Raw genomic sequence first — 15715 nt, 5'->3', positions numbered from 1 at the left:
GCCTCAGCCCTGTTCCCGGTTGTTGAGTTTTTCGAGGTAAAGCAGGATGCCGCTATGGTCGATATCGGCCCCACCGTCGCCCACAAAGTCATCGAATTCCCGTGTCACCTGCTGGGTCAGCGGCAATGTCAGCGACATATCCTTCGCCATTGCCAGCACGCCGTTCAGATCCTTGAGCTGGAACTTGGATGGGCCGCCCGGCACGAAATTGCGCTTCACCATGCGTTCGCCATGCAGTTCCAGAATCCGGCTTTCGGCAAAGCCGCCACGGATGGCGTTGCGGAAACCTTCGCGGGATGCGCCGCCCGCTTCCACCAGCATCATCGCCTCGGCAACCGCGCCGATCGTAATGGCGACGATCTGCTGGTTGGCGAGCTTGCAGAGCTGACCGGCACCCGAGGGACCGACATAGGTCAGCCGGCCCATTGGCGCGAAGACATCCGCAAGAGCAGAGATCAGCGCCTCATCCCCGCCAGCCATGATGGCAAGCGTGCCGGCAATGGCCCCCGGCACACCGCCGGAGACTGGGGCATCGACGTGATGAATGCCGAGCGCCTCAAGCCGCGAGGAATGTTCGCGCGCAATCGGCGGCGCAATCGAACTGCTATCGATCACCACAGCACCCTTTTTCAGCGCGTCGGCCACGCCGGCCGCAAACAGCACCTCGCCCACAGCCTTGCCATCGCTCAGCATCGTGATGACGATATCGGCACCCTTGGCGGCCTCCGCAGGAGATACCGCCAGAACCGCACCATCGGCGACAAGGGCTTCAGCCTTGTCGACGCTGCGGTTCCAGACCGTGACCGAAAAGCCTGCGCCCAGCAGTCGCCGGGCCATCGGCCCACCCATCAGGCCCGTGCCGATAAAGGCAACCGACCGCTTTTTCTCCTCCCCGCCAACATTCATTTCAGTGAACCTCCCAGTTCGTCCTCGATATGAACCTGAATGATCTCTTCGAAAGAGCTTTCGGCGGTGAAGCCCAGCTCGCGGGCGCGCTTCGCTTCAAAACCGGGTGCCCAGCCCTCGCACATGCGCATGATCATCTCATTCGGCTCGCGGCGGATGAGGGCGACGGCCTTTTCGCCAGCAACCTTGCGCAGCGCTTCGATCTGCTCACCAACGGTGGCGCTGAGGCCGGGCATTGACAGGTTGCGGCGCGGACCGACTTTTTCGACGTCGATCGTCGCACCATGAATGAGGAAACCGACGGCAGAGCGCGGCGAGGCATGCCAGTGGCGAATGCTTTCCGGTACAGGAAGAACCGCTTCCTGGCCGACCAGCGGCTCGCGCAGAATATTGGAGAAGAAGCCGGAGGCAGCCGCATTTGGCTTGCCGGGGCGAATGCAGATGGTGGGAAGACGGATGCCGATACCGTCGAAGAACCCGCGACGGCTGTAATCGGACAACAGCAATTCGCAGATCGCCTTCTGCGTGCCATAGCTTGTCAGCGGCGTGGTGTGGAATTCATCCGGGATCGGATAGGGAAGCGGCGCGCCAAACACGGCAATCGACGAGGTGAAGACCACGCGCGGCTTGTAACCGTCCTTACCGTTGGCAATGCGGATGGCGTCGAAGAGATAACGGGTGCCGTCGAGATTGATACGGTAGCCCTTGTCAAAATCGAGTTCGGCTTCACCGGAGACGATGGCGGCGAGATGGAAGATGGCATCCGGACGGGCCTCCACCAGCTTTTCAGCTTCACCCGGAGCGGAGAGATCAGCCGCGCGCGCATCGACCGCACCGGCAAAACCGGCGGGCGCTTCGGGCTGGAACACGTCGATAAGCGTGAATTTCTCGATCGGCTTGCCACCCAGCGATCCATCTTTCACGAGACGCTGCGTCAGCTTGCGGCCAACCATACCTGCGGCGCCGATGATTGCGATATGCATGTCTTCCTCCTCTTTGTCCCGGTCATTCTCCCGAGACCGAAAAAACATCATCGGCCTGTCGACCGATAAATTAGCTTGTAAGGTTGTCTGATAACCTTATATGATCGGATTGAAAATAGTATTTTTTCACAAACTGGAAAAAGCAAGGGCGCCGGTAGAATCAACGGTACGACCCTTGACCGGATATTTAGGGCGGATTGGACGGAGAGGGTGGAATGACGATCGTGAGTGAACACGATATCGAGGAACTGCGGTTCTCGCTGAAGAACAGGCTGGGCGAGGCCCTGTTGCTGACATCGCAGGAAGACATGCTGCGCTATTGCCGCGACTGGCACGGCGACGTCACCAGCTCGGCCGTGGCCGTCATCCGTCCCCGCTCGACCGAGGAAGTGTCCGACACGGTGCGTGCCTGCGCCGAACTTGGCCTCGCCATCATCCCCCAGGGCGGCAATACCGGCCTGGTGCTCGGCGGTATTCCGGATGCGCCCGGGCATCAGATCGTGCTGAGCCTTGAACGCATGAACGCCATCCGCACCATAGATGGCGACGATTTTTCCGCCGTCGTGGAAGCGGGCTGCATTCTCTCGGAATTCAAGGACGCCGTTCAGGACAAGGGCATGTTCTTCCCGCTGTCGCTCGGCGCACAGGGCAGCTGCCGTATCGGCGGCAATGTTTCCACCAATGCCGGTGGCATCAATGTCCTGCGTTATGGCATGACCCGCGAGCTGGTTCTGGGTCTCGAAGTCGTCCTGCCGGATGGCACCATCTGGAACGGCCTGTCGACGCTGCGCAAGGATAATCGCGGCATTGACCTGAAGCAGCTTTTCATCGGCGCGGAAGGAACGCTCGGCATCATCACCGCCGTTGCCGTCAAGCTTTACCCCAATCCTGAACATGTCGAGACGGCGCTGCTCGGCCTCAATTCGCTCGACGATGCCATCAAGCTTTACCGTCGCGCCCGCCGCGAATGCTGCGACCTGATGTCCGCCTTCGAATTCATGCCGCCGGTGGCCTTCACACTGGCGATCGAGGCAATCCCCGACCTCAGGATGCCGATCGCCGGCGATTACCCGGCCTATGTGCTGATGGAAATTTCCGGCTCCGGTCTGGTGGATACCGCCGATCTGATGGGCCGCTTCCTTGAGGGCGTCATGGAAGACGGTCTGGTACTGGACGGCGTCATCGCCTCCTCGCGGGCGCAGGCGCAGTCGTTGTGGCTGTTCCGTGAGGGCATGAACGAGGGTCAGGCGCTGCGCGGCAGCCATATGCGTACCGACATTTCGGTGCCGCTTTCGAAACTTTCGGCTTTCGTGGCCGAGGCGGAAGCCGAACTTGCGGAAAAACTGCCGGAATGCCTTGCGGTTTCCTATGGCCATGTCGGCGACGGCAACGTCCATCTCAACGTCCTGCCCCCCAATGGCGCGACACCGGAGGAGCGTGAGGCGTTCATCTACAAGTCCAAGACACTCGTCAACGAGGTCCTCGACCGTTACGTCGGCAGTATCAGTGCCGAGCACGGCATTGGCCGCCTGAAGCGCTCCGATTTCGAAAGCCGGCTATCGGATGTGCAACGTCGGATGATCACGGGTTTGAAAAATGCCTTCGACCCCGATTTGCGCATGAATCCCGGTTGCCAGATAAGCCTGCAACCGGATAGCTAATCGAGGAACGGCAAAGGCGGCTGTGAATATGCCGCCTTTTAAAACCCGCTGACGGCGAAGGAGGACGTCGCCTGCGGCGGGCAAAATGAACCAATCGTTTCTGCGGAACGGGAGCAATCATGACGCTGGAGTTCAATCAGATACATCGCAACGATCATCTGCCCGGCCGTATCGCCGCCGAGATCGCGCGCGAAATCAATGATTCGAAACTCGGTCCGGGCGACAGGCTGCCGACGGAACATGTTCTGGCGAAAACCTTCGGCGTCAGCCGCTCGGTCATTCGCGAGGCGATCGCGCAATTGCGCAATGAAGGCTTCGTCGAAACCCGCCAGGGCGTGGGCGCATTCGTCACCGATCCCCGCCAGAGACTGTCCATCCGGATCGAGCGCTCCCGCCTCAATGATCCGGACAATTTCCGCGACCTCTTTCAGCTTCGCATGCCGCTGGAAATAGAAGCGGCAGGGCTTGCAGCATTGCACCGCAGCCCGCAGCAGCTGACGCGGCTGGCCGCGGCGCTGGAGAAAATGAAGACCGCCGACGACTGGTCTACCGAAGGTGTTGCCGCCGATCTCGACTTTCACCGTATTCTGGCGGAAGCGACTGAGAACGAATATTTCCTGATGTTCCTCGGCTTCATCGCGGAACGCATCAGTTCCGCCATCAACATCGCTTTCTCCCGCGCGGTGTTCGGTGAAATTCTTGAGGTGACGATCGCCGAACATGTGGCGATCTACGAAGCCGTCGAGAAGGCCGATGCGACCGCAGCCAAGAATGCCATGCGCAAACATCTGATCGGCGCGGCAAGCCGGGTCAATCTGGAACTGGATATATTCTGAAGCACGGAATAAATGCGCCGACCGTAAAGCTATAGGACAGGTTTCCAGGCTTGACCGGTATCCGGAACCGAATGGCGATAATTTTGTCCGCGAGACCGCTAGACTCGCCGGAAAAGTCATACTAAGAAGAATGAGATTAGGTTGTCAGACATCCAGACAATAAGACCGCAGGAGGCGGCCTGTCGATGGGCTGAAGGGGAGGACATTACATGACCGGCGCAAGGTCCATCGACGCTACCGCAATTCTGCCTGAAGATTATGAAAACGCCCTGCTCGTTGGCCGCGTCTGGTCGAAGAGCGAAGGCGGTCCCTGCCCCGTCCTGCTCAAGGACGGCGTGCTTTATGACCTCACCTCGATTTCCCCAACCATGTCCGAACTTCTGGAAACGGCGGATCTGGTGGAGCGGCTCGCCGACACCGGCACATTCGTGGCACTTGGCGCGCTTGAAGCATTTCTCGACGGTTCCGCCGGCGAGCTTCTGGCCCCCAACGACATTCAGGCCGTCAAGGCCGCAGGTGTCACCTTCGCCGACAGCATGCTGGAACGCGTGATCGAAGAACAGGCCAAAGGCGACCCGCTTCGCGCGCAGGAAATACGCGGGCGTCTGGCGCCGGTTCTCGGCGACAACCTGAAGGGACTTGAGGCCGGCTCCGAGAAGGCCGCCGAGGTCAAGAAACTGCTCCAGGAAATGGGCCTCTGGTCGCAATATCTGGAAGTGGGCATCGGTCCGGATGCGGAAATATTCTCAAAGGCGCAGGCCATGGCCTCGGTCGGCTGCGGCGCGCTGATCGGCGTTCACCCGAAATCGCAGTGGAACAACCCGGAGCCGGAAGTGGTGCTCGCCATCACCTCCGATGGCCGTATCATCGGCGCGACGCTCGGCAACGACGTCAACCTGCGCGATTTCGAAGGCCGTTCCGCCCTTCTGCTCAGCAAGGCGAAGGACAACAATGCCTCCTGCGCGATCGGTCCTTTCATCCGCCTGTTCGACGGTAGCTTCACCATCGAAGACGTGAAGAAGTCGCAGATCTCGCTTCTGGTCGAGGGTGAGGACGGTTTCACCATGACGGGTGTCAGCCCCATGCAGGCGATCAGCCGCACGCCGGAAAACCTCGCTTCGCAACTCTTGAACCGTAACCATCAATATCCTGACGGCGCCGTCTTTTTCCTTGGCACGATGTTCGCGCCGGTGAAGGATCGCCATGGCCCAGGCCTCGGTTTCACCCATGCCAAGGGTGACCGTGTCGAAATCTCCACGCCCAAGCTCGGCAAGCTGATCAACTGGGTCGCGACGACCGACGAATGCCCGGAATGGACATTCGGCACCGCGGCCCTGATGCGCAACCTGGCGAAACGAGGGCTACTCTAGATATTTCTTCGGGAGGGGAAAATGCAAAAGACCATCAATCTCTTTTACCGGATTCTCGAAATCATTCTCGTCCTGCTGCTCGCCGGCATGTCGATCATGGTTTTCGTCAACGTCGTCATGCGTTACACGATGAATTCCGGCATCAACGTCTCGGAAGAACTGTCGCGCTATTTCTTCGTCTGGCTGACCTTCATCGGCGCCGTGCTGACATTTCGTGAGAACAGCCACATGGGCATCGAAACGCTCGTGATGTTTCTCTCCCGCCGTGCCCGTATCGTCTGCATGATCGCATCGAACATCATCATCCTGGCCTGTTCCGCCATCTTCTTCTGGGGAACCTGGAAGCAGTCCGGCATCAATGCCAGCATGCATGCGCCCGTCACCAAACTGTCGATGATCTGGGTCTACGGCATCGGCATGTTCACCGGTGGCCTGATGTTCATCATCGCACTGGAACGCCTGTACCGTCTTTTGACGGGCCGCGTCACGGAAGACGAAATCGCCCAGTTCGCGGGCGAGAACCTGACGATCGAACAGCTTTCGGAGCGCTGATACCATGACACTTCTCGTTTTTGTCGGCTCTCTGCTGGGAGCCATGGCGATTGGCGTTCCCGTCGCTTTCTCGCTGATGTTCTGCGGCGTCGTGCTCATGTGGTACATGGGCATGTTCAACACCGCCATCATCGCCCAGAACATGATTTCGGGCGCGGACACCTTCACGCTGCTCGCCATCCCCTTCTTCATTCTGGCCGGTGAACTGATGAATTCCGGCGGCCTTTCCCGCCGCATCATCGACTTTGCAATTGCGCTGGTCGGCCATATCCGTGGCGGCCTCGGCATCGTGGCCATCGTCGCGGCCATCATCATGGCCAGCATCTCCGGTTCGGCAGCAGCCGACACCGCAGCTCTTGCCGCAATTCTCATCCCGATGATGGCCAAGGCCGGTTACAATATTCCGCGCTCCGGCGGCCTCATCGCCGCAGGCGGCATCATCGCCCCCGTTATTCCGCCGTCGATGGCCTTCATCGTTTTCGGCGTCGCCGCCAATGTCTCGATCACCCAGCTTTTCCTTGCGGGTATCGTTCCCGGCATCCTGATGGGTGCGTCGCTCATCATCGCCTGGCTCATCGTGGTCCGTAAGGATAACGTCAAGCCGCTGCCGAAGACCTCCGCCAAGGAACGTCTGACCGCCACTGCCCGCGCCGGCTGGGCGCTCGGCATGCCTGTCATCATTCTCGGTGGCATCAAGGCAGGCATCATGACGCCGACGGAAGCTGCCGTCGTTGCGGCTGTCTACGCGCTTTTCGTCGGCATGGTGATCTACCGCGAACTGAAGCCGGCGGATCTGTTCCATGTGCTTCTGCGCGCCGCCAAGAGCACGTCCATCATCATGTTCCTGGTTTGCGCGGCGCTCGTCTCCGCATGGCTCATCACGGCTGCGAACATCCCGAACGAAGTCGCAGGCTATATCGAGCCGCTGATCGACCGCCCGATGCTTCTGATGGCCGCCATGATGGTTCTGGTTTTCATCGTCGGAACCGCGCTCGACCTGACGCCGACCATCCTGATCCTGACGCCCGTTCTGATGCCTATCGTCAAGCAGGCGGGCATCGACCCGGTCTATTTCGGCGTTCTCTTCATCATCAACAACGCCATCGGCCTGATCACCCCTCCGGTCGGCGTGGTTCTCAACGTCGTCAGCGGCGTCGGCCGCATCCCGCTCGGCAAGGTCACGATCGGTGTCTGGCCGTTCCTCGTTGCCGAAACCATCGTTCTGGCGCTGCTCGTGATTTTCCCGGACATCGTCCTCGTACCGCTGCAGTATCTTCGTTAATCCGCAACCGCTTCTCGAACACAATCCAAGGGAGGATATTATGAGAAAGCTTCTTCTGACCACCACGGCCATCGCTTTCGCCGTTGGCGCCGCAGCTCCGGCAATGGCCGAATTCAACAGCCGTAACATCCGCGTTTCGAACGGCATCAACCAGGACCACCCGGTCGGCAACGGCATCAAGGCCATGCAGGCCTGCCTCGATGACAAGTCGGGCGGCAAGCTGAAGCTGACGGCATTCTGGGGCGGCGCTCTCGGCGGCGACCTTCAGGCGACACAGGCCCTGCGCTCCGGCGTTCAGGAAGCCGTCGTGACGTCGTCCTCGCCGCTCGTTGGTCTCATCCCCTCGCTCGGCGTCTTCGACCTGCCGTTCCTGTTCGCTAACGACAAGGAAGCCGATGCCGTCATGGATGGCGCCTTCGGCGACATGATGAACAAGAAGCTGGAAGAACAGGGCCTGGTAAACCTGGCTTACTGGGAAAACGGCTTCCGCAACCTGTCGAACTCCAAGCACGCCGTCACGAAGTGGGAAGACTTCTCCGGCCTCAAGGTTCGCGTGATGCAGAACAACATCTTCCTCGACACCTTCCAGAACCTTGGCGCCAACGCAACGCCGATGGCCTTCGGCGAAGTCTTCTCGGCGCTTGAAACCAACGCGATCGACGCACAGGAAAACCCCTATGTGACGATCGACACCTCCAAGTTCTACGAGGTGCAGAAGTACATCACCGAGACGAACCACGCTTACACGCCGTTCCTCTTCCTCTTCTCCAAGCCGATCTTCGACAGCTACACACCCGAAGAACAGGCTGCCCTGCGTGAATGCGCAATCGTCGGCCGCGATGAAGAGCGCAAGGTCATCCGCGAACTGAACCAGCAGTCGCTGGAGAAGATCAAGGCCGCCGGCCTCGAGGTCAACACGCTGTCTCCGGAAGAGCAGACCCGTATCCGCGAAAAGTCGATGGTCGTTTACGAAAAGCACAAGGCTGAAATCGGCGCCGATGTCGTTGACGCCGTTCTGGCGGACCTGAAGAAGATCCGCGGCCAGTAAGCCCATTTGGTAAAAATGAAAAACACCCGGAGGTTCCGCCTCCGGGTGTTTTTGTTTGTGAAGACAACCGGCAGAAAAGGCTGCCGAAGCAGCCTTTCCAAAAGATCACGCCGTGCGGTTCTGCCGGTTGGCGATCAGATCTTCGACCACCGCCGGATCGGCGAGCGTCGATGTATCCCCAAGCGCACCGAAATCGTCCTCGGCGATCTTGCGCAGGATGCGCCGCATGATCTTGCCGGAGCGGGTTTTCGGCAGGCCCGGCGCGAACTGGATTTTGTCCGGCGTCGCAACCGGCCCGATCTCGTTGCGCACGTGCTTTACCAGCTCCTCGCGCAGCGCATAGTCACCGTTCTGGCCCGCCATCAGCGTGACATAACAATAAATGCCCTGCCCCTTGATGGCATGCGGGTAACCCACCACGGCCGCTTCCGAAACAAGGTGATGCGATACCAGTGCCGATTCCACCTCGGCCGTGCCGAGGCGGTGGCCGGAAACGTTCAGCACATCATCGACGCGGCCGGTGATCCAGTAATAACCGTCCTCGTCCCGCCGGCAGCCATCGCCGGTGAAGTATTTGCCCTTGTAGGTGGAGAAATACGTATCGACAAAGCGCTGATGATCCCCATAAACGGAGCGCGACTGACCCGGCCAGCTGTCGATGATGCAGAGATTGCCGTCCGCCGGCCCTTCCAGCACATTGCCCTCGGCATCGACAAGCTGCGGCTGCACGCCGAAGAACGGCCTTGTCGCCGAGCCCGGCTTAAGATCGGTCGCCCCCGGCAGCGGCGAGATCAGAATGCCACCGGTTTCCGTCTGCCACCAGGTATCGACGATCGGGCTCTTGTCCTCGCCGACCACATGATAATACCACTCCCAGGCTTCCGGATTGATCGGTTCGCCCACCGTTCCAAGCAGCCGGAGGCTATCGCGCGAGGAGCGCTTGACGAACTGGTCGCCGGCTCCCATCAGCGATCTGAGCGCTGTCGGTGCGGTGTAGAAGATATTGACCTTGTGCTTGTCGATCACTTCCCAGAAACGACCCTGATCCGGGAAGTTTGGAACACCTTCGAACATCAGCGTCGTCGCGCAATTGGCAAGCGGCCCGTAGACGATGTAGGAATGGCCGGTGACCCAGCCGACATCGGCGGTACACCAGAAGACCTCGCCATCCTTGTAGTCGAACACATATTCATGCGTCATCGACGTATAGACGAGGTAACCACCCGTCGTGTGCAGAACGCCCTTCGGCTTGCCGGTGGAACCTGATGTGTAGAGGATGAACAGCGGATCTTCCGCCCGCATCTTCGCCGGCGGGCAATCCGGTTTCACCGTGGCGATTTCCTGATGGTACCAGATATCGCGGCCCGGCGCCCATCCGGTCTTGCCGCCGGTGCGGCGCACGACAAGAACCTTGTTGACGATGACATATTGCTTGGCGGCGATATCGATCGCCTTGTCGGTGTTTTCCTTGAGCGGGATCGGCTTGCCGCCGCGCACGCCTTCATCGCAGGTGATGACGAAGGTTGATTCGCAGTCGACGATACGACCGGCCAGCGCTTCCGGCGAGAAGCCACCAAAAACGACAGAATGCACGGCACCGATGCGGGCGCAGGCGAGCATCGCATAAGCCGCCTCGGGGATCATCGGCATGTAGATGGTGACGCGGTCGCCCTTCTTGACGCCGTGCTTCTTCAGCACATTGGCCAGACGGCAGACATAATCATAGAGCTGGTTATAGGTGATCTTCTTGTCGATATACGGGTTATCGCCTTCCCAGATGATCGCCGTGCGTTCGCCATGCGTCTTCAGATGCCTGTCGATACAGTTGTAGGAGACGTTGGTCAGGCCATCCTCGAACCACTTGATCGGCACCCTTCCCTTGAAGGACGTGTTCTTGACCTTGGTATAGGGCTTGAACCAGTCAATCCGCCGGCCGTGCTTGTCCCAGAACTTTTCCGGATCCTCGACGCTCTCCTGATACCATTTCTGGTAACGCTCATTGTCGATGAGCGTGCGGGCCTTCGCCGATTTGAGCACCGGGTAGATTTTGGCAGACATGAACTCCTCCTGGAACCAGATATGGCTTTTAACGCGACCCGAGACTCCCACCTCAGGCATGTGTTGAATTCATAGCAGTTCAAATCCGCACGGCAATTAGACAAAGGTCATTTGTTTCGCAAAGAATTGCAATTATGATGCAATCCGGTTATAGAGCGCCAATATCCCGGAAATCAGTGGTTGATACCACGCCCGCGACACCGGCGCGGACGGACAGAAGGACTGTATCTATGGCTCAACAATTGCTCATGCCAAAGGCTACGGCTGTATGGCTGGTTGACAACACCGCGCTGTCGTTCGATCAGATCGCCACGTTCTGCAAACTGCATCCGCTCGAAGTCAAGGCGATTGCCGACGGTGAAGCCGCGCAGGGCATCAAGGGTCTCGATCCGATCGCGACGGGACAGCTTTCCCGCGACGAGATCGCCCGCGCCGAAGCCAATCCCAACCACAAGCTCAAGCTTTCCGAACCGAAAGTCCGCGTGCCGGAATCCAAGCGCCGTGGCCCGCGCTACACCCCGGTTTCCAAGCGTCAGGACCGTCCGAACGCCATTTTGTGGCTGGTGCGCAACCATCCGGAACTGAAGGATGCGCAGATTTCGCGTCTCGTCGGCACCACCAAGTCCACCATTGAGCAGATTCGCGACCGCACCCACTGGAACTCGGCCAATCTGACGCCGATGGACCCGGTGACGCTCGGCCTCTGCAGCCAGATCGATCTCGACCTCGAAGTCGAACGCGCATCGCGCGGTCGCCCGCTGCCGACCGCCGAGGAACTCGACAACACGCTGCAGCCGGCAACGGCAACGGAAGGTCTGGAATACAGCTTCCAGCGTGAGGAAGACGAGCAGATCGACGCCGATGCCGTCTTCAAGAAGCTTTCTTCGCTGAAATCCACGCAGAAGGACGAAGACGAGGACGATCAGTACTGATCGCAGCCCTTCGCGAGATTACGAACCCGGCCATCGTGCCGGGTTTTTTGTTGCACAGCTCAGCGTGCGCCGAAAATCGCGGAGCCGACGCGCACGCTTGTTGCGCCAAATTCGACGGCGGTTTCAAAATCACCGGACATGCCCATGGAGAGCTTTTCCAGACCGCATTGCTTGGCAAGCTTGGCCAGAAGGGCAAAATGCGGACCGGGATTTTCTTCCGCCGGCGGAATGCACATGAGCCCTTCGACAGCCAGTTTCAGCTCGTCCCGGCAAAAAGCCACGAAAGCAACCGTTTCACGCGGGTCGATACCCGCTTTCTGCGGCTCGAGCCCGGTATTCACCTGCACGTAAAACCGCAGGCTGCGGCCCTGCCTGGCGCATTCTTCGGCAAGCGCACGCGCGATCTTCTCCCGATCGACGCTCTGCACCACATCGAACAGCGCCACGGCATCCGCCGCCTTGTTGGACTGCAGCGGGCCGATCAGATGAAGCTCGAGATCAGGCGTCCTCTCTTTCAGCGCGGGCCACTTGCCCTGCGCCTCCTGTACGCGGTTTTCGCCGAACAGGCGCTGACCGGCATCGATGACGGGCTGGATCGCTTCCGCATCGAATGTCTTCGAAACGGCAACGAGAGCGATATCCGTCGCCTTGCGGCCGGATTTTTCCGCAACATCCGCAATGCGCTGCCTGACATCCTCAAGACGTGCTTCGATTTCCATCACAAGACCTTTTTTAAACCGTTCGAACCGCTAACTAGACGCCGATTGCCTTGATGCCAAGCGCCTTTAGCACCATTTGAGACACGCTGGCCAAGATTGAACGCCCGAATGCCCCGCCAAACTTGACGCCCCGGTCGTTTCATGGTGAAGGTCAGCGCAAATTTTTCCCCTCGATACCCGGAATTCTATACAATGGCCATCGAACGTTATAATCCTCGCGACGCCGAGCCGCGCTGGCAGCAGAAATGGAACGAAGACAAGGTTTTCGTCACCGACAACAGCGATCCGCGCGAGAAATATTACGTTCTGGAGATGTTTCCCTATCCGTCGGGACGCATCCATATGGGCCATGTCCGCAACTATGCCATGGGTGACGTCGTCGCGCGCTACAAGCGCGCGCGCGGCTTCAACGTCCTGCACCCGATGGGCTGGGATGCCTTCGGCATGCCGGCGGAAAACGCGGCCATGCAGAACAAGGTCCACCCCAAGGACTGGACCTACCAGAACATCGCCACCATGCGCGGCCAGCTGAAATCCATGGGCCTGTCACTCGACTGGACCCGTGAATTCGCCACCTGCGACGTGGAATATTACCATCGCCAGCAGGCGCTGTTCATCGATTTCATGGAAAAGGGCCTGGTCTACCGCAAGCAGTCCAAGGTCAACTGGGATCCGGTCGACCACACGGTTCTGGCCAATGAGCAGGTGATCGACGGCCGCGGCTGGCGCTCCGGCGCGCTGGTGGAACAGCGCGAACTGACACAATGGTTCTTCCGCATCACCGATTTCAGCCAGGACCTGCTGGACGAGCTGGACGAACTGGACCAGTGGCCGGAAAAAGTGCGCCTGATGCAGAAAAACTGGATCGGCCGCTCCGAAGGCCTGTCCCTGCGCTGGCAGACGGTTGCCGACACGGCGCCGGAAGATTTCTCCGACATCACCGTCTACACGACGCGCCCGGACACGCTGTTCGGCGCATCCTTCCTGGCGATCGCCGCCGACCACCCGCTGGCAAAGGAACTGTCGGAGAACAACCCCGATATCGCCGAGTTCTGCGACGAATGCCGCCGCCATGGCACCTCTCTGGCAGCGCTGGAAACCGCGGAAAAGAAGGGTATCGATACCGGTGTCAAGGTCGTGCATCCGCTGGACCCCAGCTGGGAACTGCCCGTCTACGTCGCCAATTTCGTATTGATGGATTACGGCACCGGCGCGATCTTCGGCTGCCCTTCGGGTGACCAGCGCGATCTGGATTTCGCCCGCAAATACGGCCTGCCTGTTGTCGCCGTCGTGGCACCGGAAGGTCCCGATGCTGAAAGCTTCACCGTTAAGGACACCGCCTTCACCGATGACGGCGTGATGATCAATTCGGGCTTCCTGAATGGCATGCAGACGGCTGACGCCTTTGAGGCGGTCGTGCAGAAGCTTTCTGCGCAGACGCTGGGCAACGCGCCGCAGGCCGAGCGCAAGGTCAATTTCCGCCTGCGCGACTGGGGCATTTCCCGCCAGCGTTACTGGGGCTGCCCGATCCCGGTCATTCATTGCGAAGTCTGCGGCGTGGTGCCGGTTCCGAAAAAGGACCTGCCGGTCAAGCTGCCCGACGACGTGACTTTCGACGTGCCCGGTAACCCGCTGGATCGCCACCCCACATGGCGCCATGTTTCCTGCCCGCAATGCGGCCATGACGCGCGGCGCGAAACCGATACGATGGACACCTTCGTCGATTCCAGCTGGTATTACACCCGCTTTACAGCGCCGTGGGAAGACCAGCCGACCGACCCGAAGGTCGCCAATCACTGGCTGCCGGTCGATCAATATATCGGCGGCATCGAGCATGCCATCCTGCACCTGCTCTATTCGCGCTTCTTCACCCGCGCCATGCGTGAGACCGGCCATGTCGGCGTCAAGGAGCCCTTCAAGGGCCTGTTCACGCAGGGCATGGTCGTGCACGAGACCTATAGCCATGGCGAGGGCATGACCCGCGAATGGATATCGCCCGCTGACCTGCGCATCGAGGAAACGGACGGCGCACGTCGGGCATTCCTGCTGTCTTCCGGCGCGGAAGTGAAAATCGGCTCTATCGAGAAAATGTCGAAGTCGAAGAAGAACGTGGTCGACCCGGATGATATCATCGCATCCTATGGGGCCGATACCGCGCGCTTCTTCGTCCTGTCGGACTCTCCGCCCGACCGTGACGTCATCTGGTCCGAAGCCGGTGTGGAGGGCGCAAACCGCTTCGTCCAGCGCGTCTGGCGCATCATTGGCGAAGCGGCTGAAGAGTTGAGAACCGTCCAGCCGAAGCCGGCAACCGAAGGCGAGGGACTGGCGGCCTCCAAGGCGGCTCACAAGACGCTGAAGGCCGTTCAGGAGGATCTGGACAAGCTCGCCTTCAACAAGGCGATCGCCCGCATCTATGAACTCGTCAATGCGCTTGCCGGACCGCTTGCGGACGTCGCAGCAGGCGGCAAGCCTGAAGACGTGAGGGCCGCGGCACGTGACGCCGTCGAAATCCTCATTCGCATCATCGCCCCCATGACGCCACATCTGGCGGAAGAATGCTGGTCGGCGCTGGGCAATGAAGGCCTCGTCGCCCAGACGCCATGGCCGGCCTTCGTCGCCTCGCTGGTCGAGGAAAATGACGTGGTCATGCCCGTGCAGGTCAATGGCAAGAAGCGTGGAGAATTGACAATCGCGCGCGATGCGGATCAAGATGCAGTCCGTTCGGCTGCCCTTGCTCTGGATGCCGTCAAATCCATTCTTGCCGGTGGCGAGCCCAAGAAAGTCATCGTGGTTCCGCAGAGGATTGTGAACATTGTTGTCTGACGTTTTTTCGAGATGGAGCCGCGTCGCGGCAGCAATTTCCGTCGTGATGATGGCTGGTCTTCTAGCGGGCTGCCAGGTACGCCCGCTTTATGGCGAGGCTTCCGGCACCAAGGAAAGGCTGGCAGCGGTCAGCATCTCCCCGATCGGCGGCAGGATCGGGCAGGAAGTCCGTAACCAGCTGATCTTCCTGACATCCGGCGGCGCAGGTGAGCCCGCCACGGCGCAGTACAACGTCAAGGTATCCGTGAGTTCGAGCGCGACGTCCACCGAAGTCGAGAATTACGACCTGACGACCCGGACCAACAACAATTACGACGGTCCTTACCCCGGTCGCGTCGTGATGAGCGGTCAATATGTGCTGACGCGGATTTCCGATGGCCAGATCCTGCGTTCCGCACGCCGCAGCGTGACGGCGCAGGTGGACCTGCCGCAGCAGGAATTCGCCAAGATCAGGGCGATCCGCGATGCCGAGAACCGGGCTGCCCGGGAGCTGGCTGAAATCATCCGCACCGATATCGCTGCCACCCTCGGCCGCTGAGAGCCGC

The 15715-nt window shown here is 59.9% G+C and carries 13 protein-coding genes; 9 read left to right on the top strand and 4 right to left on the bottom strand.

Annotated elements, in window-relative coordinates; all coding sequences use genetic code 11:
- Positions 1 to 3: 3 nt before the first annotated feature.
- Together N434_RS05955 and denD are read right to left on the bottom strand one after the other, a co-directional pair.
- On the bottom strand, positions 4 to 906 hold the full coding sequence (locus tag N434_RS05955; protein WP_110756643.1) for an NAD(P)-dependent oxidoreductase: 903 nt from the start codon (positions 904 to 906) through the stop codon (positions 4 to 6).
- Entirely contained in the window at positions 903 to 1889 is a 987-nt protein-coding gene (denD, locus tag N434_RS05950; protein WP_110756852.1) for a D-erythronate dehydrogenase, read from the bottom strand. The genes N434_RS05955 and denD overlap by 4 nt, the downstream gene beginning before the upstream one ends.
- A gap of 215 nt (positions 1890 to 2104) precedes the next feature.
- Here denD and N434_RS05945 point away from each other — a divergent pair, with 215 nt between their 5' ends.
- From N434_RS05945 to N434_RS05920, 6 genes are all read left to right on the top strand, one after another.
- Positions 2105 to 3550: an FAD-binding oxidoreductase gene (locus N434_RS05945; RefSeq protein ID WP_110756641.1), complete on the top strand. Its 1446-nt coding sequence runs from the start codon at positions 2105 to 2107 to the stop codon at positions 3548 to 3550.
- Positions 3551 to 3669: 119 nt separating this feature from the next.
- Positions 3670 to 4386: a FadR/GntR family transcriptional regulator gene (locus N434_RS05940; RefSeq protein WP_065114353.1), complete on the top strand. Its 717-nt coding sequence runs from the start codon at positions 3670 to 3672 to the stop codon at positions 4384 to 4386.
- 209 nt (positions 4387 to 4595) lie between these two features.
- Positions 4596 to 5756, top strand: a complete 1161-nt coding sequence (locus N434_RS05935; protein WP_110756639.1) for a fumarylacetoacetate hydrolase family protein — start codon at positions 4596 to 4598, stop codon at positions 5754 to 5756.
- A 21-nt stretch (positions 5757 to 5777) separates the two neighbouring features.
- Positions 5778 to 6308: a TRAP transporter small permease gene (locus N434_RS05930; protein ID WP_065114355.1), complete on the top strand. Its 531-nt coding sequence runs from the start codon at positions 5778 to 5780 to the stop codon at positions 6306 to 6308.
- Between the two features lie 4 nt (positions 6309 to 6312).
- Complete coding sequence (locus tag N434_RS05925; RefSeq protein WP_065114356.1) at positions 6313 to 7590, top strand: TRAP transporter large permease; 1278 nt, start codon at positions 6313 to 6315, stop codon at positions 7588 to 7590.
- Between the two features lie 40 nt (positions 7591 to 7630).
- Positions 7631 to 8638: a TRAP transporter substrate-binding protein gene (locus tag N434_RS05920; RefSeq protein WP_110756637.1), complete on the top strand. Its 1008-nt coding sequence runs from the start codon at positions 7631 to 7633 to the stop codon at positions 8636 to 8638.
- Positions 8639 to 8743: 105 nt separating this feature from the next.
- On the opposite strand, the gene acs is transcribed toward N434_RS05920, so the two are convergent.
- The gene (acs, locus tag N434_RS05915) at positions 8744 to 10696 is read right to left on the bottom strand and encodes an acetate--CoA ligase (protein ID WP_065114358.1); all 1953 of its coding nucleotides are present in this window, start codon (positions 10694 to 10696) and stop codon (positions 8744 to 8746) included.
- Between the two features lie 230 nt (positions 10697 to 10926).
- Here acs and N434_RS05910 point away from each other — a divergent pair, with 230 nt between their 5' ends.
- Positions 10927 to 11628, top strand: coding sequence for a DUF1013 domain-containing protein (locus N434_RS05910; RefSeq protein ID WP_065114359.1), 702 nt, complete (start codon positions 10927 to 10929; stop codon positions 11626 to 11628).
- 59 nt (positions 11629 to 11687) lie between these two features.
- On the opposite strand, the gene N434_RS05905 is transcribed toward N434_RS05910, so the two are convergent.
- Positions 11688 to 12347 carry a YggS family pyridoxal phosphate-dependent enzyme gene (locus N434_RS05905; RefSeq protein WP_110756635.1) on the bottom strand — a complete coding sequence of 220 codons (660 nt, stop codon included), beginning with the start codon at positions 12345 to 12347 and terminating at the stop codon, positions 11688 to 11690.
- A 192-nt stretch (positions 12348 to 12539) separates the two neighbouring features.
- On the opposite strand from N434_RS05905, the gene leuS reads away from it, so the two are divergent.
- Entirely contained in the window at positions 12540 to 15170 is a 2631-nt protein-coding gene (gene leuS / locus N434_RS05900; RefSeq protein WP_110756634.1) for a leucine--tRNA ligase, read from the top strand.
- On the top strand, positions 15163 to 15708 hold the full coding sequence (locus N434_RS05895) for an LPS assembly lipoprotein LptE (RefSeq protein WP_161991778.1): 546 nt from the start codon (positions 15163 to 15165) through the stop codon (positions 15706 to 15708). The genes leuS and N434_RS05895 overlap by 8 nt, the downstream gene beginning before the upstream one ends.
- The last annotated feature ends 7 nt before the right edge of the window (positions 15709 to 15715 follow it).

Origin of the sequence: Rhizobium sp. UGM030330-04 (assembly GCF_003208455.1) — a bacterium.
GTDB classification, from domain to species: domain Bacteria; phylum Pseudomonadota; class Alphaproteobacteria; order Rhizobiales; family Rhizobiaceae; genus Agrobacterium; species Agrobacterium rhizogenes_A.
This window is presented reverse-complemented; position numbering and strand designations above follow the sequence as displayed.